We start from the raw sequence: 21,327 nt of genomic DNA, 5'->3' as shown, positions 1-21,327 counted from the left end.
TGTTTTTCCTTTTGACTGGAGCCCTGAATGACCCTCGAACGCGATGCCGCCTCTAATGTAGCCAAGGTCCTTTCCGAAGCGCTGCCTTACATTCGCCGCTTTGTCGGCAAGACGCTGGTTATCAAGTACGGCGGCAACGCCATGGAGAGCGAAGAGCTGAAAACCGGCTTTGCGCGCGACATCGTGTTGATGAAAGCGGTGGGTATCAACCCGGTGGTGGTTCACGGCGGCGGGCCGCAGATCGGTGATCTGCTCAAGCGCCTGTCCATCGAGAGCCACTTCATCGATGGCATGCGCGTGACCGATGCGCAGACCATGGATGTGGTGGAGATGGTGCTGGGGGGCCAGGTCAACAAGGACATCGTCAACCTGATCAACCGTCACGGCGGCAGCGCCATTGGCCTGACCGGCAAGGACGCCGAGCTGATTCGTGCGAAGAAGCTCACCGTCACGCGCCAGACGCCGGAAATGACCAAGCCTGAAATCATCGACATCGGTCAGGTCGGTGAAGTGGTCGGGGTCAATACCGGGCTGCTCAACATGCTGGTCAAAGGGGATTTCATTCCGGTCATCGCGCCTATCGGCGTGGGCCCGGATGGCGAGTCGTACAACATCAACGCCGACCTGGTCGCAGGCAAGGTTGCCGAGGCTCTCAAGGCCGAGAAGCTGATCCTGCTGACCAACATTGCGGGTTTGATGAACAAGCAGGGCGAAGTCCTGACCGGCCTGACCACCGAACAGGTCGACGGCCTGATCGCCGACGGCACGATCTACGGCGGCATGCTGCCGAAGATCCGTTGCGCGCTGGAAGCGGTTCAGGGCGGGGTCAATAGCTCGCACATCATCGATGGACGAGTGCCTAATGCGGTCTTGCTGGAAATCTTCACCGACAGCGGTGTCGGCACCCAGATCACCAACCGCAAGCGGCACTGATTCAGACGCAACACCCAAAGGCCCCGTGAGCTAACGCTGACGGGGCCTTTTTGTTGGTTGATGATGATCGCTGATTATCGTTCCCACGCTCCAGCGTGGTAACGCGATTCTGGACGCTCTGCGTCCGCTCCTGAATTAAGCGGCGCGGCGCAGATTTGTGACGCAGAGCGTCACGACAGGCATTCCCACGCTGGAGCGTGAGGAACGATAGGTGTCTGGCTTCGACCCCTTTCGCGAACAAGTTCGCTCCTACGGCCTTCGGCCAGAATCAAAAACAGGCGTGGGCATGAGCTTCTGGACGCTCTGCGTCCGGTCATTGAGTCAGGCGCTGGACGCGGGCGCGGTCGACGGCGAAATCTGCTTCAGCCTTTACGCGTGCGGCCTGATACCCGGAGATGTCGGTTTGCAGCTTCTGCTGCTGATCGCGCAAGTCATTCAACTGATCGACCAGCCCCTGCTGAACCGGACGCCCCGCGCGCTCCAGGTCGGCTGCCTGGCCTTGCAGGTTGCGCTGCTGAGCCGCCAACCCCTGAATATTGCCTTGGGCGACGCCAATCAGCGCATCCAGCTCGGCCAGTTTGCGGGCCTTGACGCGGTCCACCTCAGCGACGCTGCTGTAGAGGCTTAACAGCTGTGCATCGGCAGCGGCCTGGCGTTTTTCTGCTTCGGACTGGCGAATCTGCTCGGCCGTTGGCGCAGGCGGTACGACCTGAACCACCCGACCACGACTGTTGAGCACTTCATAGCCTTTGGCAACGTAGTCGGGCGGCACGCCTTGCGTATCGATCACGGTCACGCCGCGGCTGTCGACGTAGCGATAAAGCCGTGGCTCAGGTGTGTCGGCCGCTTGGGCGAGCATGGGCGCAAGCATGACCGCAGCCAGCAAGGCCCGAAAACCGCTCAGCGCGCCTGAAACCGATCGCCAAGACCTGCCGCCGACTGCCATAGGCACGTCCTCAGATTCCGAATTGCGCGCGATAGGCTTCGACAGCAGGCAGATGCTGCTTGAGTTGCGGATCGTCGGCCAGGAACTCGAGCACCTGATTCAGCGACACGATACTCACCACCGGAATCCCGAAGTCACGCTCGACTTCCTGAATCGCCGACAGCTCGCCATTGCCACGCTCCTGACGATTGAGCGCGATCAGCACGCCCGCAGCTGTCGCGTCCTGGTCCTTGATGATCTGCATGACCTCACGGATCGCAGTGCCCGCAGTGATCACGTCATCGATGATCAGCACGTTACCGGTCAGCGGGGACCCCACCAGACTGCCGCCCTCGCCGTGCGCTTTGGCTTCCTTGCGGTTGAAACACCACGGTAGATCACGGTCATGATGCTCGGCCAGCGCCACGGCAGTGGCCGAGGCGAGCGGAATACCCTTGTAGGCCGGGCCGAACAGAACGTCGAAGGCAATACCGCTTTCAACCACCGCTGCTGCGTAGAAACGCCCCAGCTGTGCCAGTGCGGAACCGGTGTTGAACAGCCCGGCATTGAAGAAGTACGGGCTGGTGCGCCCGGACTTGAGAGTGAACTCACCGAAGCGCAGAACACCGCGATCGATGGCAAAACGAATGAAATCGCGCTGATACGCTTGCATGGAAAAAGCTCCGGATACCACGGATTTAGCTAATTAGGTAGAGCTCGGGTATCATACACGCACGTGATTTTTGGGGCCATTTATGCGGATCATCAGTGTGAACGTAAATGGCATTCAGGCTGCAGTCGAGCGTGGTTTGCTCAGCTGGCTGCAAGCTCAGAATGCCGACGTCATCTGCTTACAGGACACCCGCGCCTCCACCTTTGAACTGGATGATCCAGCCTTTCAGCTGGATGGTTACTTCCTCTATGCCTGCGAAGCCGAGGTTCCCGCTCAGGGTGGTGTGGCGCTTTATTCGCGGTTGCAGCCGAAGGCGGTAATCAGCGGCCTCGGTTTCGAGACAGCCGACCGCTACGGGCGCTACCTGCAAGCAGATTTCGACAAGGTCAGTATCGCTACCCTGCTCTTTCCGTCAGGGATGAATGGTGATGAAGACCTGAATCAGAAATTCAAGCTCATGGACGATTTCGGCAAGTACATGGACAAGCAACGCCGCAAGCGTCGCGAATACATCTATTGCGGATCGCTCTATGTCGCGCAGCAGAAGCTCGACATCAAGAACTGGCGTGACAGCCAGCAGTCTCCTGGCTTCCTGGCGCCCGAACGCGCCTGGATGGACGAGATTGTCGGCACCATGGGCTATGTAGATGCCCTGCGTGAAGTCAGCCGCGAAGGTGATCAGTACAGCTGGTGGCCGGATAACGAACAGGCCGAGATGCTGAATCTGGGCTGGCGCTTCGATTATCAGATCCTGACTCCAGGTCTGCGCCGCTTCGTGCGCAGCGCTCGTCTGCCGCGTCAGCCGCGCTTCTCGCAGCACGCGCCCTTGATCGTGGACTACGACTGGACCCTGACTATCTGATAGTCAGGCGAACAGCGCACACGAAAAAGCCGAGTTCAAGTCGGCTTTTTGCGTTGCTCGCGCTATGCGTTATTTCAACAGGCGCCAGGTGAAGGGGTAACGATATTCCAGTCCGTTGTTTGCCTTCACCCCGGCGATAACCGTGAGTATGAAAGCACCAAAGCACACCAGCATGAACAGTGCGATGCCGATTACCACGAACATCAGCATTATGCATATCAGGCCTGCAATCGCGGCAGTGATCTGAAAGTTCAGCGCTTCTTTGCCCTGCGAATCAATGAACGGGTCTGTCTCCCTCTTCATTTGCCAGAGAATCAATGGCGCAAGGAGATTGCCAAAGGGGAAGACCAGTCCAATGAGAGCGGATAAATGACAGAACATCGCCCACTGACGGGCTTCCCGGCTGGGTTTGTACAAGGGCTGCGGACTATCATTCATCATCAAACGCTCCTTATTTATCAATCGGCCAGTGCGGCACGCTGCAGTTCAAACAACTCGGTAATGCCCTTCTGTGCCAGCGCCAGCATCGCGTTCAGCTCTTCAGGCTGGAATGGCGCGCCTTCGGCAGTGCCCTGAACTTCAATGAAACCGCCTGCACTGGTCATGACCACGTTCAGGTCGGTTTCGGCAGCCGAGTCTTCGAGGTAGTCCAGGTCGAGCACTGGCTCACCCTGATACATGCCGACCGAAACGGCCGCGATCATCTGCTTGAGCGGGTCGCCGCCTTTCAGGCCGCCGCGCTTCTTGATCACCTTCAGCGCATCCGCCAGAGCAACCATCGCACCGGTAATAGAAGCCGTACGAGTGCCACCGTCAGCCTGAATGACATCGCAATCGACGTACAGGGTAACGTCGCCCAACTTGGACATGTCCAGCGCAGCGCGCAGCGAACGACCGATCAGGCGCTGGATTTCGAGTGTACGACCACCCTGCTTGCCACGGCTGGCTTCACGCTGGTTACGCTCGCCGGTCGCGCGCGGCAGCATGCCGTACTCGGCAGTCAGCCAACCCTGGCCCTGCCCTTTGAGAAAGCGTGGTACGCCGTTTTCGACGCTGACGGTGCAAATCACCTTGGTATCACCAAACTCGACCAGTACAGAACCCTCGGCGTGTTTGGTGTAGTTGCGGGTGATGCGGATCGAGCGGAGCTGATCGGCGGCGCGACCACTTGGACGTTTCATCTGGGATACCTGTACTGAGACGGAAAACTGCTGGGCATTATAGAGGTCACAGCTGCTGCTGGGCATCTCTAAAAGCCGCCAATGCCGATTTGCTCCGAACAGCAGGCTCTGGATCAATGCTTTCGACGCTCTGGCGTGATCGCCGCGAATGCCTTGCGTCACTTGTCACGCTGCCGGATTGGGAGCCTGCGTCGCACTGCGCTACAATCCTGCGCCTCTGCAGCCAGTCGGCTTTCACGACACCCATGAACGCCGAGCCTGTGCATTCATGGGTTGAATCACGTTCCTGAATCGATAAGAGGTACTTCCCATGGTGCACAGCATGACTGCCTTTGCCCGCGTAGAGCGAGCCGGTGCCCAAGGCACACTGAGCTGGGAACTGCGCTCGGTCAATCACCGCTATCTGGAGCCGCACCTGCGCCTGCCGGAGTCGTTCCGTGATCTGGAAGGTGCGATTCGCGAAGCGCTGCGTCAGGGGCTGTCGCGTGGCAAGGTCGAATGCACATTGCGTTTTGTCGAGGAAACCGCTGGCAAACCGCTGCAAGTGGATCTTGAGCGTGCAGGCCAGTTGATCGCCGCAGCCGAATCGGTTGCCGGCCTGATCAAACAGCCTGCCGCGCTGAACCCCCTTGAAGTTCTGGCATGGCCCGGCGTACTTGTGGCTGATGCCAGCGATCCGCAGGTGTTGAACACCGAAGCACTGAAACTGTTCAATGATGCGCTGACTGAATTGAAGAGCGGGCGCGGGCGCGAAGGTGCAGACCTGGCCAGACTGCTTGATGACCGACTGTCTTCCATCGTCGAGGAGGTTGCTACCCTGCGCACCCTGGTGCCGCAGATGCTGGCAACTCAGCGCCAGAAAGTACTGGATCGCTTTGCTGACATGAAAGCCGAACTCGACCCTCAGCGTCTGGAGCAGGAAATGGTTCTGTTGGCACAGAAAAGCGATGTTGCCGAAGAACTGGACCGCCTCAGCACACACGTCACCGAAGTGCGTCGCGTACTCAAGGCTGGCGGTCAGGCAGGCCGGCGCCTTGATTTCCTGATGCAAGAGCTTAACCGCGAAGCGAATACACTGGGCTCCAAGGCCTTTGACCCACGCAGCACGCAGGCTGCCGTCAACCTTAAAGTGTTGATCGAGCAGATGCGCGAGCAAGTGCAGAATATTGAGTAAGGCTGAACCTGACATGACCCATATCACTGGCACCCTGTATATCATTTCCGCCCCGTCCGGCGCGGGCAAGACCAGCCTGGTCAAGGCCCTGATGGACGCCCAGCAAGAGCCTCAGCACGGCGCGCAGGCGAAGATCCGCGTCTCGGTCTCGCACACCACCCGGGCCATGCGCCCCGGCGAAGTGAACGGCGTGAACTACAACTTCGTCGATCGTGCCGAGTTCGTGCGCATGATCGAGCACGGCGACTTTCTTGAGCAGGCCGAAGTCTTCGGCAATCTGTACGGCACCTCGCAGAGCCACCTGCAGCAGACCCTTGACGAAGGCCACGACCTGATTCTGGAAATCGACTGGCAGGGTGCCCGGCAGGTTCGTGCGCAAATGCCGCATGCCCGGTCGATCTTCATTCTGCCGCCCACCCAGCAAGCATTGCGTCAGCGCCTGACCAATCGCGGCCAGGACAGTGACGAGATCATTGAAGCGCGGATGCGTGAAGCGGTCAGCGAAATGAGCCACTACAACGAGTATGAATACGTTGTGGTCAATGACGATTTTGCCGGTGCGCTGGAAGACCTCAAGGCGATATTCCGCGCCAATCGCCTGACCCAGCAGCATCAGCAAGAGCAATACAGCGAGCTTTTTCAGGAATTGCTGGCTTGATCGAGTCGTTTCCAGACATCAGGCAACAGGTTAAAAGCATGCCATTGGTGGCTTGCCGCTTGATGCCTGGTGCTGTCCGCTTGTAAACTATCGAGTCCGCTCGCCCATCCGGGCATCGCGCATCCGCATTTGCTACGAGGAATACCCATGGCCCGCGTAACCGTTGAAGACTGCCTAGAACACGTGGATAACCGCTTTGAGCTGGTCATGCTCTCTACCAAGCGTGCCCGTCAACTGGCAACCGGCGGCAAAGAACCAAAGCTGGCCTGGGAAAACGACAAGCCTACCGTTATGGCACTGCGTGAAATCGCGGCTGGCCTGATGGATTACGCTGTAATCGCAGAAGCCGAAATCGTTGAAGATGAACCATTGTTCGCAGCGTTCGAGGACGAGTCCAACGAGGCCGTCTAAGCCTATGCCAGGTCGACGTAGTACGGCGCAGGGTAAAAGCCATTGGCAAGGGGTAGCGCCTTGCCGAGCATAGACGCCCTCGCCGAAAGACTGTCGGCCTACCTCGGCAAGGACCAGGTCAACCTGGTTCGCCGAGCGTATTACTATGCCGAACAAGCCCACGATGGCCAGCGCCGTCGCAGTGGTGAAGCCTACGTTACGCACCCTCTTGCGGTAGCGAATATTCTTGCCGACATGCACATGGACCATCAGAGCCTGATGGCTGCGATGCTGCATGACGTCATCGAAGACACCGGGATTGCCAAGGAAGCGCTCAGCGCCCAATTTGGCGAAACCGTCGCCGAACTGGTCGACGGGGTCAGCAAACTGACCCAGATGAATTTCGAGACCAAGGCCGAAGCCCAGGCAGAAAACTTCCAGAAAATGGCCATGGCCATGGCGCGCGACATTCGCGTGATCCTGGTCAAGCTCGCCGATCGCCTGCACAACATGCGCACGCTGGAAGTGCTGTCGGGCGAAAAGCGTCGGCGCATCGCCAAGGAAACCCTCGAAATCTATGCCCCCATCGCCAATCGGCTGGGTATGCACAGTGTGCGCATCGAATTCGAGGACCTGGGTTTCAAGGCGATGTACCCGATGCGCTCCTCGCGAATCAACCAGGCGGTCAAGCGCGCCAGGGGCAATCGCAAGGAACTGGTCAACAAGATCGAAGAGTCCCTTAGTCATTGCCTGGCCGTTGACGGCATCGAAGGCGACGTGAGCGGGCGGCAGAAGCATCTTTATGGCATCTACAAGAAGATGCGCGGCAAGCGTCGCGCCTTCAACGAGATCATGGATGTCTACGCATTCCGCATCATCGTCGACAAGGTCGATACCTGTTATCGCGTGCTGGGCGCTGTACATAATTTGTACAAGCCGCTGCCCGGCCGCTTCAAGGACTACATCGCGATCCCCAAGGCCAACGGCTACCAGTCCCTGCATACGACGTTGTTCGGTATGCATGGCGTACCGATCGAAATCCAGATCCGCACCCGCGAAATGGAGGAGATGGCCAACAACGGGATCGCTGCGCACTGGCTGTACAAATCCAGCGACGACGAGCAGCCCAAGGGCACTCACGCCCGTGCAAGGCAGTGGGTCAAGGGCGTGCTGGAAATGCAGCAGCGTGCGGGTAACTCTCTGGAGTTCATTGAAAGCGTCAAGATCGACCTGTTTCCGGACGAGGTTTACGTTTTCACGCCCAAAGGCCGGATCATGGAGCTGCCCAAAGGCTCCACGGCGGTGGATTTCGCCTACGCGGTACACACCGACGTCGGCAACAGCTGCATCGCCTGCCGGATCAACCGCCGACTGGCGCCATTGTCCGAACCGCTGCAAAGCGGCTCGACCGTCGAGATTGTCAGCGCCCCAGGTGCACGTCCGAATCCGGCATGGCTGAACTTCGTCGTGACCGGCAAGGCGCGTACGCATATTCGCCACGCGCTCAAGCTGCAACGCCGCTCCGAGTCGATCAACCTCGGCGAGCGCCTGCTGAACAAGGTGCTCAACGGCTTCGAATGCAGTCTCGACAAGATCACTCAGGAACGCATTCAGCTGGTGCTCAACGAGTACCGGGTCGAAGTGCTGGAAGACCTGCTCGAAGACATCGGGCTGGGCAATCGCATGGCCTATGTCGTCGCTCGCCGCCTGCTGGGCGAGGGCGAGCAGTTGCCAAGCCCTGAAGGTCCGCTGGCGATTCGTGGTACCGAAGGCCTGGTGCTCAGCTACGCCAAATGCTGCACGCCAATCCCTGGCGACCCTATTGTCGGCCACCTGTCTGCAGGCAAGGGCATGGTTGTGCATCTGGATAACTGCCGCAACATCAGCGAAATCCGTCACAACCCGGAAAAATGCATCCAGTTGTCCTGGGCCAAGGATGTCACCGGCGAATTCAACGTCGAATTGCGTGTCGAACTCGAGCATCAGCGCGGCCTGATCGCTCTGCTGGCCAGCAGCGTCAACGCGGCCGACGGCAATATCGAAAAAATCAGTATGGACGAACGCGATGGTCGCATCAGCGTGGTCCAACTGGTGGTCAGCGTGCACGACCGTGTGCATCTGGCTCGTGTGATCAAGAAACTGCGCGCCCTGACAGGTGTCACACGCATCACCCGGATGCGCGCGTAGGCCATCCCATCATCAGGAGTTCTCATGACCAAGACTGTCATCACCAGCGATAAAGCCCCTGCGGCCATCGGCCCATACTCTCAGGCTATCAAAGCTGGCAATACCGTCTACATGTCCGGACAGATCCCGCTGGACCCGAACAGCATGGAGCTGGTCGAAGGCATCGAAGCGCAGATCACCCAGGTCTTCGAAAACCTGAAGTCTGTTGCCGAAGCGGCGGGCGGATCCTTCAAGGACATCGTCAAACTGAACATCTTTCTGACCGATCTGGGCCACTTCGCCAAGGTCAACGAGATCATGGGCACCTATTTCACCCAGCCTTATCCGGCTCGCGCCGCCATCGGCGTTGCAGCATTGCCGCGTGGCGCCCAGGTTGAAATGGACGCGATTCTCGTCATCGAATAATCCCCCCGACGGAGCGTGCCTTGCGCTCCGTTCTCCCTGAAGGAAGGAATCCGTTATGCGCTCCGCGCTCGCCATCTCGCTGCTCGCCGTCATTCTGGGCGGCTGCGCCAGCCACGCCGACCGCAATCCGGACGGCACCTGGATCAACCAGACCGCCATCGACGCCGCCGTCAAACAAGGCAACTTGCGTCAGGCACTGCTCGCCAACGGCCCCAATCTGGAGTGGAAAATAAACTCCAAAGCCAATCAGGCCATTTACTCCAACGGTTTCGAGCTAGGTGAAGGCAAGATCGTCAGCGCTGCCGAAGGCAAGCTGCACATCGACTTCTACGGCAACTTCTTCGAAGACCTGAGCGTGAAGGGTGATGAGCTGGTTCAAGCGGCCAGCGAGTCAGGCCCTGAACAGCACTTCCAGAAGCCGGAAAACCCGGCACCGGAAGGCGCTCAGCCTGGCACCAGCTTCGAGAAAGCGTTGTACAGCGCCTACATGGGCGGCAAATGGACTGTCGTGGAAGGCGATGGCCAAGGCAGCACCGTGCAATTCATGCCTGACGGCAGTGTGCAGGGGCTTCCCGAAAACGATCGCTACGCACTATGCCTGGCGGGCGATTGCGCAGCCATGAGCGGCGAATACGACAGCATGTGGCTGGAGAAAGCCGAAAAAGGCAACCCGTGGATCTTTGCTCGCAAAGGCAAGCAACTGGAGATATTCCAGGCTATGAACAATGCCGGTGCTGACCAGATGCCCGAGCTGCGTCCAGGCCCACGTCGCTGGTTGCTCGAACAGCAATAAGCGACTCACGCTTCAGGAGCGCCCTTCAAGGCGCTCCTGACGGCGACTTGTTTACCCCAGCAATGCCGCATAGCCAGCCCGATAATCCGGGTACATCGGCACCCATCCCAGTGCGCGCGCCCTGGCATTGCTGCAACGCTTGCTGCCCACGCGCTGCACGCTGACCTCTTCCGACCATTCGGTCACTCCCAGATACTCACGTATCCACGCCACCACATCGGCCAGCGCAGCCGGATCGTCGTCAACGCCTAGATAGCAATTCTCCAGTGCCACACCTCGTTGATCCGCCTGAAGCAGATGCTCCAGCAAGCTGGCGGCATCGTCGGCATGAATGCGATTGGCATAGACCGGAGGATCAACTCTGACACTATGCCCCTGACGCACGCGGTTCGACAGATCACTGCGTCCGGGCCCGTAGATACCGGTCAGCCTCACCGCCGTGGCTGGCAGTCCGCTGTTCAGCGCTAGCTGCTCGGCTTCCAGCATCACAGTGCCGGTGTAGTTGGCCGGTTCGGTGACGGAGTTTTCATCAACCCACTCCCCGTTCTGCTGACCGTAGACTCCGCTGCTTGAGACGAAGATCAACCGCTTTGGACGCTGCCCGGTCTGCTCAAGCCAGCTCAATACATTGCGCAGCCCCTCGACATAAGCCATCCGGTAACCCGCTTCGTCACGCTGCGAAGGCGTCGCGCAATACACCACATAGTCCACCGCAGTGGGCCACAGGGCAGGCTTGCGGGTATCGAACAAGTCACCCGCCACACCGTGAACACCGGCAGGCAGCTCGGAAACAGTGCGCCGCAGCCCATGCACGGTCCAGCCGTGAGGCAGCAGGCGGGTCGCAAGTCGCGAACCAATGTCACCGCAGCCGGCGATTAGAAGCGAAGGGGCAGTCATTCGGTATCTCCAGAGAAGGCGGTTTCAGTGCCGTAAAAAAGCTCATCGAGACGCGACACTCGAAACAAAGCTGTAAACAGATGTAAGCGTCCAGCGCTACTCCCCTATGCGATCACGCTGGTGACTCGTCGTTCCCAAACCTGGGGTTTGAGCATTTTCGGACGACCCCGTGTTAAGCGCAAATCACGCGACTACAATGCGCGCCTTCAACGGGATTGGCGAAGATTCACATGCGATGGAAAGACATAAAAATAGGAGATCGGACATTCTCCATGGCGCACCTTCAGCCTTTTGACCTGACGTTCGACGTTGCGCTGCAGCAGGTCACCGTCAAGTTCGAATTCGGGTTGCACTGCTTTACAGATGACAAGGGCAATGGCCATCTCATTCATTACAGAGGGGAGCGCCGTTACTTTTGCAGCGAGCGCTACGATTGCAGCACCCAGTTGGTGGAGTACATCCAGAAACGCTTTTTTCAGGGGCTGGCTGTCCCGTTTTATACGGAAAACAGCCAAAGGTATTTTTGCCTCGACCTGCATGACTATGCGATTTTTTTCTCGATCAGCAAGCCACAAGGCACCACGAACCTTTTGAAGCTTCGCGTTATATCAGCGTATGAAGTCGCTACGTGGGGCCGGCCTACCCTGCCGAAAGGGAAGCCTCATAACGTTCGCTACATCCTTGAGATGCGCAACGCCGGAAAACCCGTATAGCGAAAAGCAAAAAGCCCCGTTGCCGAGGCAACGGGGCTTTTTGTGAATCTCAATATCGGCCTGTCCTTTTGCAGTTACCTGCTTATCCCGCTCACTGGCTGGGAGTGGCCTGAGCCACCGAAATCCACACCCCTTGTCACCAAGGTTCCGGTCTGTGTCGACCGCGCAATGTTAACGCTCGCATCGAATTTGATCAATCGATGCTTTCGCGGCCTTCAATCCCTTGCTTCTTTTCGTAACCGAGCCATTCGTGAGCGCAGCGTGCTTTACCTGCTGAGATGACAGTTCCAGCGCCGTAAAAATGCTCATCGATAGGCAACCGTTCGGGCGAATATGTAAAAAAGATACTGTATTACTTTTGTTAACAAGAACGATTTGCAATAATGGCGACCCATTTGTTCCCTGTGAGCGTCGAGAGCACTGAGCGACGCACTGGAACCATCCCCTATTTTTCTCTCAGGTCCGGCCAGCATGACACGCATTCAATCAATCGCTTCGCCTACCCGGATGCCTCGCCTGCCTCGTGCATGGCGCGGTGTCGCAGCCCTCGTCTTGAGCCTGATGTTCGTACCCATGGCCCTTGCAGATCAATCGGCGCCGACTGCGGCCCCTGCAATCTCTGCCGCACCTGCGGCGACAGCTCCTGTCGCGCCTGATGCCGCAGCCCCCGTGCAGGCTCTGGAGCCTGCAGCCGAAGACAACAGCCTGGGCATGGCCCATGACCTGTCGCCATGGGGCATGTACCAGAACGCCGACGTCGTGGTCAAAGCGGTCATGATCGGTCTGGCCATCGCATCGATCATTACGTGGACCATCTGGATCTCCAAGGGTTTCGAACTGCTGGGCGCCAAGCGCCGGTTGCGTGGTGAAATCGTCAATCTGAAAAAAGCCCGCTCCCTGAACGAAGCGAGCTCGACCGCCAGCAAGGAAGGCACACTCGCCCATCTGCTGGTGCATGACGCCCTTGAAGAGATGCGCCTGTCGGCCAACAGCCGTGAACGCGAAGGGATCAAGGAGCGTGTCAGCTTCCGCCTCGAGCGCCTGGTTGCAGCCTGCGGCCGCAACATGAGCATGGGCACCGGCGTACTGGCGACCATCGGCTCTACCGCACCGTTCGTGGGTTTGTTTGGTACGGTATGGGGCATCATGAACAGCTTCATCGGCATCGCCAAGACCCAGACCACCAACCTCGCTGTCGTGGCACCGGGTATCGCCGAGGCCCTTCTGGCCACGGCACTGGGTCTGGTTGCCGCAATTCCTGCGGTAGTGATCTACAACGTCTTCGCCCGCTCCATCGCCGGTTACAAGGCTCAGGTTTCCGATGCTTCGGCGCACGTTCTGCTGCTGGTCAGCCGCGACCTGGATCATCTGCCAGAACCGACCGAGCGCAATCAACAGCAACCGCACATGGTCAAGGTGGGCTAACACGTGGGCCTGCATCTTAACGAAGGCGGCGATGATCTCGCCGAGAACCATGAAATCAACGTGACGCCGTTCATCGACGTCATGCTGGTGCTGCTGATCATCTTCATGGTGGCTGCACCGTTGGCGACCGTGGACATCAAGGTCGACCTGCCGGCATCCACTGCCACGCCACAGCCCAGGCCCGAGAAGCCGATCTTTCTCAGCGTGAAAACCGACAAGAGCCTGTACCTGGGCGAAGAGAAGGTTGCCCGCGAGCAGATCGGTCAGGTGCTGGACGCCCGCACCAAGGGCAAGAAGGACACCACGATCTTCTTCCAGGCCGACAAGGGCGTGGACTACGGCGATCTGATGGAAGTCATGAACACGCTTCGGGGTGCGGGTTACCTGAAGGTCGGTCTGGTGGGTCTTGAGACGGCTGGTAAGAAATGATCAGTACGCGCCAAAAACTGACGCGCTATAGCGGTAGTCTGTTGTTGGTGCTGGCCGTGCACGCTATCGCGATCATTATCGCCGTTCGCTGGCCCGCCTCTCAGGCGATCGAGCTACCGCCAGCGGCCATGATGGTCGAGCTTGCGCCTCTGCCCGAGCCCGCACCGCCGCCACCACCAAAAGTCGTTCAGCCACCTCCGCCGCCAGCCCCTGAAGAGCCAGAGCCCATGCCGGAAGTCGCGCAAGCGCCGAAGCCGGAAATCGTGGTGCCCAAAAAGGTTGAAAAGCCCAAGCCAAAACCGCAGCCGCCAAAGCCGCAGAAGAAGCCTGAGCCACCTCAGGAAAAGCCTGCTGACGAAAAACCGGTCGACACGCCGCCTACGACTGCCAAACCGGAAAAAGCAGCTGCTCCGAAGCCCGCTCCTGTGCCTTCGCCGCCCAGCAATGCACTGCCAAGCTGGCAGGGTGACTTGTTAAGTCATCTGGGCAAGTACAAGAAGTATCCAGAGGATGCGCGTCGTCGTGGCATGCAGGGTGTTGCCCGCCTGCGCTTCGTTGTCGATGCTGACGGCAACGTCCTGTCTTACTCGATTGCCAACAGTTCAGGCAGCCCGGCGCTGGATCGAGCGACCATGGAAATGATCCGTCGCGCTCAGCCGCTGCCCAAGCCGCCCAAGGAAATCCTCAACAACGGCACCATTGAAATCCTCGCACCGTTCGTTTATTCGCTGGATAAACGCTGAATTGTACTTTTGTTACTTGTGAGTGCTTCTGATAACGTGCGTCTATCGATCGCACCCGCTATGCTGGGGTCGCAACTTCATGGACGCACGTTATGACTCTTACAGAATTACGCTACATCGTCACGCTTGCCCAGGAGCAGCACTTTGGTCATGCTGCTGAACGCTGCCACGTCAGCCAGCCAACGCTGTCGGTGGGTGTCAAGAAACTCGAAGACGAACTCGGTGTGCTCATTTTCGAGCGCAGCAAGAGCGCCGTGCGCCTGACACCGGTCGGTGAAGGCATCGTTGCGCAAGCGCAGAAAGTGCTGGAGCAGGCTCAAGGTATTCGTGAGCTGGCCCAGGCAGGCAAGAATCAGCTGACCGCGCCGCTGAAAGTCGGTGCTATTTATACCGTCGGCCCTTACCTGTTCCCTCACCTGATTCCACAACTGCACCGGGTTGCGCCGCAGATGCCGTTGTATATCGAAGAAAACTTCACGCATGTGCTGCGCGACAAGTTGCGCAACGGTGAGCTGGATGCCGTCATCATCGCCTTGCCGTTCAACGAAGCCGACGTGCTGACCCTGCCGCTTTACGACGAGCCGTTCTCCGTTCTGATGCCGGCCGATCACCCCTGGACTCAGAAAGAGACCATCGACGCCTCGGCACTCAACGACAAGAGCCTGTTATTGCTGGGCGAAGGTCACTGCTTCCGTGATCAGGTTCTGGAAGCCTGCCCTACTCTGGGCAAAGGCAATGAAGGCGCCAAGCACACGACGGTGGAATCCAGCTCGCTGGAAACCATTCGGCACATGGTCGCTTCCGGGCTGGGTATTTCGATCCTGCCGCTTTCCGCCGTCGACAGTCACCACTACGCGCCCGGCGTGATCGAAGTCCGCCCGCTGACGCCGCCTGTGCCTTTCCGCACGGTCGCCATCGCCTGGCGCGCAAGCTTCCCGAGACCCAAAGCCATCGAAATTCTCGCTGACTCTGCACGCCTGTGCTCGGTGGCACGTCCGAAAACAGTCGCAAGTTAGGCAGAAAAGAAATGAGCGAGCTTTCCAGGGTCTCGGTCACGGCGCTCAAGGGCGTCGGTGAAGCGATGGCAGAAAAGCTGGCCAGGGTCGGGCTGGAAACCCTGCAGGACGTGCTGTTCCATCTGCCGCTGCGTTACCAGGACCGGACCCGCGTAGTACCGATTGGTGCATTGCGCCCCGGCCAGGATGCCGTGATCGAAGGCGTGGTCAGCGGTGCCGATGTGGTAATGGGCAAGCGCCGCAGCTTGCTGGTAAGGCTTGGCGACGGCACCGGTGTCGTCAGCCTGCGCTTCTACCACTTCAGTAACGCGCAGAAAGAAAGCATGAAGCGTGGCACGCACCTGCGCTGCTTTGGCGAAGCGCGTCCCGGTGCTTCCGGACTGGAAATCTATCATCCGGAATATCGGGCGATTACCGGTGATGAGCCTGCGCCCGTCGAACAGACCCTCACGCCGATCTATCCCACGACCGAAGGCCTCACCCAGCAGCGCCTGCGTCAGTTGTGTCAGCAAAGCCTGGCGATGCTTGGCCCCAAAAGCTTGCCGGACTGGCTGCCGGATGAGCTGGCCCGCGACTATCAACTGGCCCCGCTGGATGATGCGATCCGCTATCTGCATCACCCGCCCGCCGATGCCGATGTGGAGGAACTGGCCCTCGGGCATCACTGGGCGCAACACCGGCTGGCTTTCGAGGAACTGCTTACCCACCAGCTTTCCCAGCAGCGTCTGCGCGAAAGTCTGCGCTCACAGCGCGCACCGGCGTTGCCTGTTGCGAAAAAACTGCCGAAACAATTTCTCGCCAACCTTGGCTTCGCGCCCACGGGTGCCCAGCAGCGGGTCGGCAAGGAAGTCGCCTATGACCTGAGCCAGCCTGAGCCGATGCTGCGGTTGATCCAGGGTGACGTCGGTTCGGGCAAGACCGTGGTCGCCGCGCTGGCTGCCTTGCAGGCGCTGGAAGCGGGTTATCAAGTGGCGCTGATGGCCCCCACCGAAATTCTCGCCGAGCAGCACTACATCAATTTCCAGCGCTGGCTTGAGCCGCTGGGCGTGGGCGTGGCCTGGCTGGCGGGCAAGCTCAAGGGCAAGGCGCGTGTCGCGTCTTTGGAGCAGATCGCCAGTGGCACGCCCATGGTGGTGGGCACCCATGCGCTGTTTCAGGACGAAGTGCAGTTCAAGAACCTCGCGCTGGTGATCATCGACGAGCAGCACCGGTTCGGTGTTCAGCAACGTCTGGCGCTGCGCAAAAAGGGCGTCGGCGGCCTGATGTGTCCGCATCAATTGATCATGACCGCCACACCGATTCCACGCACGCTGGCGATGAGCGCCTACGCCGATCTGGACACGTCGATTCTGGACGAACTGCCGCCCGGAAGGACGCCGGTCAATACCGTGCTGGTTGCCGACAGCCGCCGCCTGGAAGTCGTGGAGCGTGTACGCGCTGCTTGCGCCGAGGGTCGCCAGGCCTATTGGGTATGCACGCTGATCGAAGAATCCGAAGAACTGACGTGCAAAGCCGCTGAAACCACCTACGAAGAACTTAGCAGTGCCTTGGGTGAGGTTCGCGTCGGGTTGATACACGGGCGTATGAAGCCCGCAGAAAAGGCCGCGATCATGGCCGAATTCAAGCAGGGTGCGCTGCAATTGCTGGTGGCAACCACCGTAATCGAAGTTGGGGTCGACGTGCCGAACTCCAGCCTGATGATCATCGAAAACCCCGAGCGCCTCGGTCTGGCTCAATTGCACCAGTTGCGCGGGCGCGTCGGGCGCGGCAGTGCGGTCAGCCATTGTGTGTTGCTCTACCACCCGCCACTTTCACAGATCGGACGGCAGCGGCTGGGCATCATGCGCGAAACCAACGATGGCTTTGTCATCGCCGAAAAGGACCTTGAACTGCGTGGTCCCGGTGAAATGCTGGGAACCCGACAAACGGGCCTTCTGCAATTCAAGGTCGCCGACCTTATGCGTGACGCAGACCTGCTACCGGCCGTACGCGACGCGGCTCAGGCCCTGTTGGAGCGTTGGCCCCAACATGTCAGCCCACTGCTCGACAGATGGCTGCGTCATGGCCAGCAGTATGGCCAGGTGTGATGCAGGCTACGCTTTGAACACCACGTGCGACCGAAAACGAATAACGTGGTTATACTTCAAAAAATGTAGGAATTTGGACATAGCTCATGACAGAAGTCGCCCACGTCAATGATCCGCAGCATGCGCCGTCGGTAATCCGGCAGTTGCTTGAAAAATTGGCTATCAGCTACAACGAAGTCATGGACGACAAAAGCTTGCCCCCGGCGCGCAAGGTTCAGGCTGTGCTGGTCGAGGACGCTGTCGGTGCGCTGCTTATCCTGTTCCCGCAGAGCCAGTTGCTCGACCTCAGCCGAATCACCGAGCTGACCGGGCGCCAGCTGACCGCTGTGCCGCATGATCGTTTGCAGCGCATGCTTACCAAGCACAACCTGCAAGTGCTGCCGGGGCTCCCGGCACTGACCAGCTCACCGTGCCTTTATGATGATCGCCTGCTGCAAGAGCCGACACTGCTGGTTGGCTCGGGTGAAAAGGGCTTGTTGCTGGAAATCAGCAGTGACGACTTCAAAGGCATGCTGAGCAAGGCCAGTGCCGCGCACTTCGGCCAGTCGGTCGCGGCCATCCGTCCGAACCTGGATCGTCCTGACGACGATCCGGCAGAAATCACCCAGGCCATGCATGTTTTCACGGCGCGTCGTATCCAGCAGCGTCTGGAAGCGACCCTGGAAATACCACCACTGGCCGGAACTGCACAGAAAATCATCAAGCTGCGGGTCGACCCCGATGCGACCATCGATGACATCACCGGCGTAGTCGAAACCGACCCTGCGCTGGCGGCACAGGTCGTGAGCTGGGCGGCATCGCCCTATTACGCGTCCACCGGCAAGATCCGCTCGGTAGAAGATGCAATCGTTCGCGTGCTGGGCTTTGATCTGGTGATCAACCTGGCACTGGGCCTCGCGCTGGGCAAAACCCTGAGTCTGCCCAAGGACCAGCCGCAACAGACCACGCCGTATTGGCAGCAATCGATCTACACTGCTGCGGTGATCGAAGGCCTGACCCGCGCCATTCCCCGCGCCAGTCGCCCGGAAGCTGGCCTGAGCTACCTCGCCGGTTTGCTGCACAACTTCGGCTACCTGCTGCTGGCCCATGTGTTTCCGCCACACTTCACGCTGATTTGCCGCCAGCTGGAAGTTAACCCGCACCTGCACCACAGCTTTATTGAGCAGCATTTGCTGGGTATCAGCCGCGAGCAGATCGGTGCCTGGCTGATGCGCTATTGGGACATGCCCGATGAACTCGCCATCGCGCTGCGCTTCCAGCACGACCCCCACTACAAGGGCGAACATCACGTCTACGCCAACCTGGTTTATCTGGCCGTACGCCTGTTGCGGGTGAACGGCATCGGTGCCGGGCCAGAGCAGGAGATTCCTGACGAGTTGTTCGAACGCCTGGGCCTGTCCCGCGAAAAAGCCAACGAGTCAGTGAAAAAAGTGCTGGAGGCCGAGGTGCTTCTGCGCGAACTGGCTTCGCAGTTCAGCAAGTAATCAGTCGGCACAATTAATCTGTCGGTAATAGTGCCGACAGATTTGATGCCGGCGCTCAATTCTCAGCCTCATCCCCCAACAGGTGGTTGCCCAGGCGCAGCCAGCTAAGCCACCTGTATCTCGCCCATCCGTGCTTCTCCGTTTATGCGCCACAACCCTTTTGACAATAAATCTCCACAAAGGCTGATTGAAAGGTCGGTGAAAGCTTGGCCAATTAGCATCGCCTCACTTCCGGCAAAAAGACCGGCTAGCCAGGAACGGATTCCAACGTGTTTCAGGCCCAATTAACAACAATAATGGTGATTCCGATGCTTGCTGACTTCTCGTTCCATACCCTCCTTGCGCCTCCACTCCACGTACCGATCTGCTGAGCTGACTCGTTCATTTCACGTTCTGTAGCCGTATGACGTCTGGAGTATTCCCATGCTGACTTTCCTTGGCTTTGCCATGGTTATTGCGTTCATGTACCTGATCATGAGCAAGCGCCTGACTGCGCTGATCGCCCTGATCCTGGTTCCGATCATCTTCGCCCTGTTCGGTGGCTTCGCAGCCCAGATCGGCCCGATGATGCTGGCGGGTATCACCAAGCTGGCGCCAACCGGCGTGATGCTGATGTTCGCCATCCTTTATTTTGCGCTGATGATCGACTCCGGCCTGTTCGACCCGGCCGTGCGCAAGATCCTGAAAATGGTCAAGGGCGACCCGATGCGCATTTCGGTCGGCACCGCCGTGCTGGCGCTGGTGGTGTCCCTCGACGGTGACGGCGCGACCACCTACATGATCTGCGTTGCCGCCATGCTGCCGCTGTACAGCCGCGTCGGCATGAGCCCGCGCATCATGGCCGGCCTGATCATTCTGGCCGGTGGCGTGATGAACATGACCCCGTGGGGTGGCCCGACCGCTCGTGCGGCCAGCGCCCTGCATGTCGACGCATCCGACATCTTCGTACCGATGATCCCGGCAATGCTGGCCGGTGTGGTTGCGATTCTGGCAATTGCCTACTTCTACGGCAAACGCGAACGCGCTCGTCTGGGTGAACTGCAACTTAAGGGTGATGAAGTCGATCACAGCGAAATCAGCGTCTCGCAGTTCCCGGATGCACGTCGTCCAAAGCTGATCTGGTTCAACGGCGCGCTGACCTTCGCACTGATGGTCGCCCTGATCATGGGCCTGCTGCCGCTGCCGGTACTGTTCATGATCGCGTTCAGTATCGCGATGATCATCAACTACCCGAACCTGCAGGACCAGAAGGACCGCGTATCAGCCCACGCAGGTAGCGTTCTGGCAGTGGTCGGCCTGATCTTCGCCGCAGGTATCTTCACCGGTATTCTGTCTGGTACCGGCATGGTCGACGCCATGTCGAAAAGCCTGCTGGCAGTGATCCCGGATGCGCTCGGCCCGTACCTCGCCGTCATCACCGCGCTGGTGAGCATGCCGTTCACCTTCTTCATGTCCAACGACGCGTTCTACTACGGCGTACTGCCGGTGCTCTCCGAAGCCGCTGCCCACTACGGCATCAGCCCGGTTGAAATGGCCCGCGCCTCCATCGTCGGTCAGCCGGTCCACTTGCTCAGCCCGCTGGTGCCATCGACCTACCTGCTGGTTGCCCTGGCCGGTATCGAGTTCGGCGACCACCAGCGCTTCACCCTGAAATGGGCGATTCTGGTCTGCATGTGCATCCTGGTTGCCGCGCTGCTGATGGGGATCTTCCCGTTCTATAGCAGCATGTAAAACGCAGTACCTGTCACAAAGGCTCGCCGTCGACTTGATCGTTGACGGCGAGTTTTTGCGTTTGGGCGGTCAATTGGTCGAAGGGCGATACTGCAACGCCTCGGCCAGATGGCTGATCTCGCGGTTGATTCTGATTACACTTCTGACGGGTGTAAAAGGCCCGCCGAGGATCGCAGGCCCGGCGCATCGATTGTCATTAGCCCATGTCTATACTTGCCGAGGGATAGCCCATTCAGTTGGCAGACAGCGTTGACATTCAAACTAAACAATGAAACCATAGATTGCGCGTATGGAAAGCGCAAATAATTATAAATATCTAAAGGAATAGCATGCTTTATACCCTGCGTTCTCATTTGCACTCCCCTCAATTCAAGTGGCCCTCGAAAGTATCTCGTATACTGTCGGGCTCTGTGCGTCTCTCTTTCAACGATTATTATCATTCCGCCACCGGGGCGGGTTGATTTTCGACTGACTGAAATCTACTCACTATACAAACTCTCTACCGCATAGCGTTCTGCTATTTGTACGGTCGTGCACGCTACGTTTCTGTCGCAGAAACGTACGGCAACCGGTATTGGAAAAATATCAATACCGCCGCGTATAAACCACGGCAGAGGCCCA

Annotated in this window: 21 protein-coding genes; 16 read left to right on the top strand and 5 right to left on the bottom strand. The window is 58.8% G+C overall.

The window, feature by feature from the left end; genetic code table 11:
* Positions 1 to 27: 27 nt before the first annotated feature.
* Entirely contained in the window at positions 28 to 933 is a 906-nt protein-coding gene (gene argB / locus KP808_RS01060) for an acetylglutamate kinase (protein WP_002551508.1), read from the top strand.
* A gap of 313 nt (positions 934 to 1,246) precedes the next feature.
* On the opposite strand, the gene KP808_RS01055 is transcribed toward argB, so the two are convergent.
* Together KP808_RS01055 and pyrE are read right to left on the bottom strand one after the other, a co-directional pair.
* Complete coding sequence (locus KP808_RS01055; RefSeq protein WP_230017289.1) at positions 1,247 to 1,879, bottom strand: DUF4124 domain-containing protein; 633 nt, start codon at positions 1,877 to 1,879, stop codon at positions 1,247 to 1,249.
* A gap of 10 nt (positions 1,880 to 1,889) precedes the next feature.
* Entirely contained in the window at positions 1,890 to 2,531 is a 642-nt protein-coding gene (gene pyrE, locus KP808_RS01050; protein WP_002551506.1) for an orotate phosphoribosyltransferase, read from the bottom strand.
* An 82-nt stretch (positions 2,532 to 2,613) separates the two neighbouring features.
* On the opposite strand from pyrE, the gene KP808_RS01045 reads away from it, so the two are divergent.
* Entirely contained in the window at positions 2,614 to 3,393 is a 780-nt protein-coding gene (locus tag KP808_RS01045) for an exodeoxyribonuclease III (protein ID WP_002551505.1), read from the top strand.
* A gap of 69 nt (positions 3,394 to 3,462) precedes the next feature.
* Here KP808_RS01045 and KP808_RS01040 read toward each other — a convergent pair whose 3' ends face one another.
* Positions 3,463 to 3,831, bottom strand: coding sequence for a DUF4870 domain-containing protein (locus KP808_RS01040; protein ID WP_230018997.1), 369 nt, complete (start codon positions 3,829 to 3,831; stop codon positions 3,463 to 3,465).
* A gap of 20 nt (positions 3,832 to 3,851) precedes the next feature.
* Positions 3,852 to 4,574, bottom strand: coding sequence for a ribonuclease PH (gene rph / locus KP808_RS01035; protein WP_002551503.1), 723 nt, complete (start codon positions 4,572 to 4,574; stop codon positions 3,852 to 3,854).
* A 310-nt stretch (positions 4,575 to 4,884) separates the two neighbouring features.
* On the opposite strand from rph, the gene KP808_RS01030 reads away from it, so the two are divergent.
* From KP808_RS01030 to KP808_RS01005, 6 genes are all read left to right on the top strand, one after another.
* Positions 4,885 to 5,748 carry a YicC/YloC family endoribonuclease gene (locus KP808_RS01030; protein ID WP_002551502.1) on the top strand — a complete coding sequence of 288 codons (864 nt, stop codon included), beginning with the start codon at positions 4,885 to 4,887 and terminating at the stop codon, positions 5,746 to 5,748.
* A 13-nt stretch (positions 5,749 to 5,761) separates the two neighbouring features.
* Positions 5,762 to 6,406: a guanylate kinase gene (gene gmk, locus KP808_RS01025; RefSeq protein WP_219170750.1), complete on the top strand. Its 645-nt coding sequence runs from the start codon at positions 5,762 to 5,764 to the stop codon at positions 6,404 to 6,406.
* A 147-nt stretch (positions 6,407 to 6,553) separates the two neighbouring features.
* Entirely contained in the window at positions 6,554 to 6,817 is a 264-nt protein-coding gene (gene rpoZ, locus KP808_RS01020; protein ID WP_002551500.1) for a DNA-directed RNA polymerase subunit omega, read from the top strand.
* Positions 6,818 to 6,877: 60 nt separating this feature from the next.
* Positions 6,878 to 8,983, top strand: coding sequence for a bifunctional GTP diphosphokinase/guanosine-3',5'-bis pyrophosphate 3'-pyrophosphohydrolase (gene spoT, locus KP808_RS01015; protein WP_002551499.1), 2,106 nt, complete (start codon positions 6,878 to 6,880; stop codon positions 8,981 to 8,983).
* Positions 8,984 to 9,007: 24 nt separating this feature from the next.
* The gene (locus tag KP808_RS01010; RefSeq protein WP_044319282.1) at positions 9,008 to 9,388 is read left to right on the top strand and encodes a RidA family protein; all 381 of its coding nucleotides are present in this window, start codon (positions 9,008 to 9,010) and stop codon (positions 9,386 to 9,388) included.
* A gap of 55 nt (positions 9,389 to 9,443) precedes the next feature.
* The gene (locus KP808_RS01005) at positions 9,444 to 10,181 is read left to right on the top strand and encodes a hypothetical protein (RefSeq protein WP_057402761.1); all 738 of its coding nucleotides are present in this window, start codon (positions 9,444 to 9,446) and stop codon (positions 10,179 to 10,181) included.
* Positions 10,182 to 10,232: 51 nt separating this feature from the next.
* On the opposite strand, the gene KP808_RS01000 is transcribed toward KP808_RS01005, so the two are convergent.
* On the bottom strand, positions 10,233 to 11,078 hold the full coding sequence (locus tag KP808_RS01000; protein WP_230017288.1) for an SDR family oxidoreductase: 846 nt from the start codon (positions 11,076 to 11,078) through the stop codon (positions 10,233 to 10,235).
* Positions 11,079 to 11,350: 272 nt separating this feature from the next.
* Here KP808_RS01000 and KP808_RS00995 point away from each other — a divergent pair, with 272 nt between their 5' ends.
* From KP808_RS00995 to KP808_RS00960, 8 genes are all read left to right on the top strand, one after another.
* The gene (locus KP808_RS00995) at positions 11,351 to 11,791 is read left to right on the top strand and encodes a hypothetical protein (RefSeq protein ID WP_058409287.1); all 441 of its coding nucleotides are present in this window, start codon (positions 11,351 to 11,353) and stop codon (positions 11,789 to 11,791) included.
* Between the two features lie 471 nt (positions 11,792 to 12,262).
* Positions 12,263 to 13,216: a tonB-system energizer ExbB gene (gene exbB, locus KP808_RS00990; RefSeq protein WP_230017287.1), complete on the top strand. Its 954-nt coding sequence runs from the start codon at positions 12,263 to 12,265 to the stop codon at positions 13,214 to 13,216.
* A 3-nt stretch (positions 13,217 to 13,219) separates the two neighbouring features.
* Positions 13,220 to 13,645: a TonB system transport protein ExbD gene (gene exbD / locus KP808_RS00985; RefSeq protein WP_002551495.1), complete on the top strand. Its 426-nt coding sequence runs from the start codon at positions 13,220 to 13,222 to the stop codon at positions 13,643 to 13,645.
* On the top strand, positions 13,642 to 14,388 hold the full coding sequence (locus KP808_RS00980) for an energy transducer TonB (protein WP_230017286.1): 747 nt from the start codon (positions 13,642 to 13,644) through the stop codon (positions 14,386 to 14,388). Before exbD ends, KP808_RS00980 begins: the two co-directional genes overlap by 4 nt.
* Before the next feature lie 92 nt (positions 14,389 to 14,480).
* Entirely contained in the window at positions 14,481 to 15,404 is a 924-nt protein-coding gene (locus KP808_RS00975) for a hydrogen peroxide-inducible genes activator (RefSeq protein WP_002551493.1), read from the top strand.
* 11 nt (positions 15,405 to 15,415) lie between these two features.
* Complete coding sequence (recG, locus tag KP808_RS00970) at positions 15,416 to 17,491, top strand: ATP-dependent DNA helicase RecG (protein WP_054072025.1); 2,076 nt, start codon at positions 15,416 to 15,418, stop codon at positions 17,489 to 17,491.
* 86 nt (positions 17,492 to 17,577) lie between these two features.
* Positions 17,578 to 18,975, top strand: coding sequence for an aminoacyl-tRNA deacylase and HDOD domain-containing protein (locus KP808_RS00965; RefSeq protein WP_044324611.1), 1,398 nt, complete (start codon positions 17,578 to 17,580; stop codon positions 18,973 to 18,975).
* A 423-nt stretch (positions 18,976 to 19,398) separates the two neighbouring features.
* On the top strand, positions 19,399 to 20,706 hold the full coding sequence (locus KP808_RS00960) for a CitMHS family transporter (RefSeq protein WP_057402756.1): 1,308 nt from the start codon (positions 19,399 to 19,401) through the stop codon (positions 20,704 to 20,706).
* The last annotated feature ends 621 nt before the right edge of the window (positions 20,707 to 21,327 follow it).

It is taken from the genome of Pseudomonas savastanoi, from assembly GCF_020917325.1.
GTDB lineage: Bacteria > Pseudomonadota > Gammaproteobacteria > Pseudomonadales > Pseudomonadaceae > Aquipseudomonas > Aquipseudomonas amygdali.
This window is presented reverse-complemented; position numbering and strand designations above follow the sequence as displayed.

What these genes read in the sequence shown, in the direction of transcription:
- KP808_RS01030 (WP_002551502.1), top strand. Translation starts at nt 4,885, where the DNA reads ATGGTGCACAGCATGACTGCCTTTGCCCGCGTAGAGCGAGCCGGTGCC.
- KP808_RS01000 (WP_230017288.1), bottom strand. Translation starts at nt 11,078, where the DNA reads ATGACTGCCCCTTCGCTTCTAATCGCCGGCTGCGGTGACATTGGTTCG.
- KP808_RS00965 (WP_044324611.1), top strand. Translation starts at nt 17,578, where the DNA reads ATGACAGAAGTCGCCCACGTCAATGATCCGCAGCATGCGCCGTCGGTA.
- KP808_RS01005 (WP_057402761.1), top strand. Translation starts at nt 9,444, where the DNA reads ATGCGCTCCGCGCTCGCCATCTCGCTGCTCGCCGTCATTCTGGGCGGC.
- KP808_RS00960 (WP_057402756.1), top strand. Translation starts at nt 19,399, where the DNA reads ATGCTGACTTTCCTTGGCTTTGCCATGGTTATTGCGTTCATGTACCTG.
- gmk (WP_219170750.1), top strand. Translation starts at nt 5,762, where the DNA reads ATGACCCATATCACTGGCACCCTGTATATCATTTCCGCCCCGTCCGGC.
- exbB (WP_230017287.1), top strand. Translation starts at nt 12,263, where the DNA reads ATGACACGCATTCAATCAATCGCTTCGCCTACCCGGATGCCTCGCCTG.
- KP808_RS00975 (WP_002551493.1), top strand. Translation starts at nt 14,481, where the DNA reads ATGACTCTTACAGAATTACGCTACATCGTCACGCTTGCCCAGGAGCAG.
- rpoZ (WP_002551500.1), top strand. Translation starts at nt 6,554, where the DNA reads ATGGCCCGCGTAACCGTTGAAGACTGCCTAGAACACGTGGATAACCGC.
- KP808_RS01055 (WP_230017289.1), bottom strand. Translation starts at nt 1,879, where the DNA reads ATGGCAGTCGGCGGCAGGTCTTGGCGATCGGTTTCAGGCGCGCTGAGC.
- argB (WP_002551508.1), top strand. Translation starts at nt 28, where the DNA reads ATGACCCTCGAACGCGATGCCGCCTCTAATGTAGCCAAGGTCCTTTCC.
- KP808_RS00980 (WP_230017286.1), top strand. Translation starts at nt 13,642, where the DNA reads ATGATCAGTACGCGCCAAAAACTGACGCGCTATAGCGGTAGTCTGTTG.
- KP808_RS01040 (WP_230018997.1), bottom strand. Translation starts at nt 3,831, where the DNA reads ATGAATGATAGTCCGCAGCCCTTGTACAAACCCAGCCGGGAAGCCCGT.
- recG (WP_054072025.1), top strand. Translation starts at nt 15,416, where the DNA reads ATGAGCGAGCTTTCCAGGGTCTCGGTCACGGCGCTCAAGGGCGTCGGT.
- rph (WP_002551503.1), bottom strand. Translation starts at nt 4,574, where the DNA reads ATGAAACGTCCAAGTGGTCGCGCCGCCGATCAGCTCCGCTCGATCCGC.
- KP808_RS01045 (WP_002551505.1), top strand. Translation starts at nt 2,614, where the DNA reads ATGCGGATCATCAGTGTGAACGTAAATGGCATTCAGGCTGCAGTCGAG.
- KP808_RS01010 (WP_044319282.1), top strand. Translation starts at nt 9,008, where the DNA reads ATGACCAAGACTGTCATCACCAGCGATAAAGCCCCTGCGGCCATCGGC.
- pyrE (WP_002551506.1), bottom strand. Translation starts at nt 2,531, where the DNA reads ATGCAAGCGTATCAGCGCGATTTCATTCGTTTTGCCATCGATCGCGGT.
- KP808_RS00995 (WP_058409287.1), top strand. Translation starts at nt 11,351, where the DNA reads ATGGCGCACCTTCAGCCTTTTGACCTGACGTTCGACGTTGCGCTGCAG.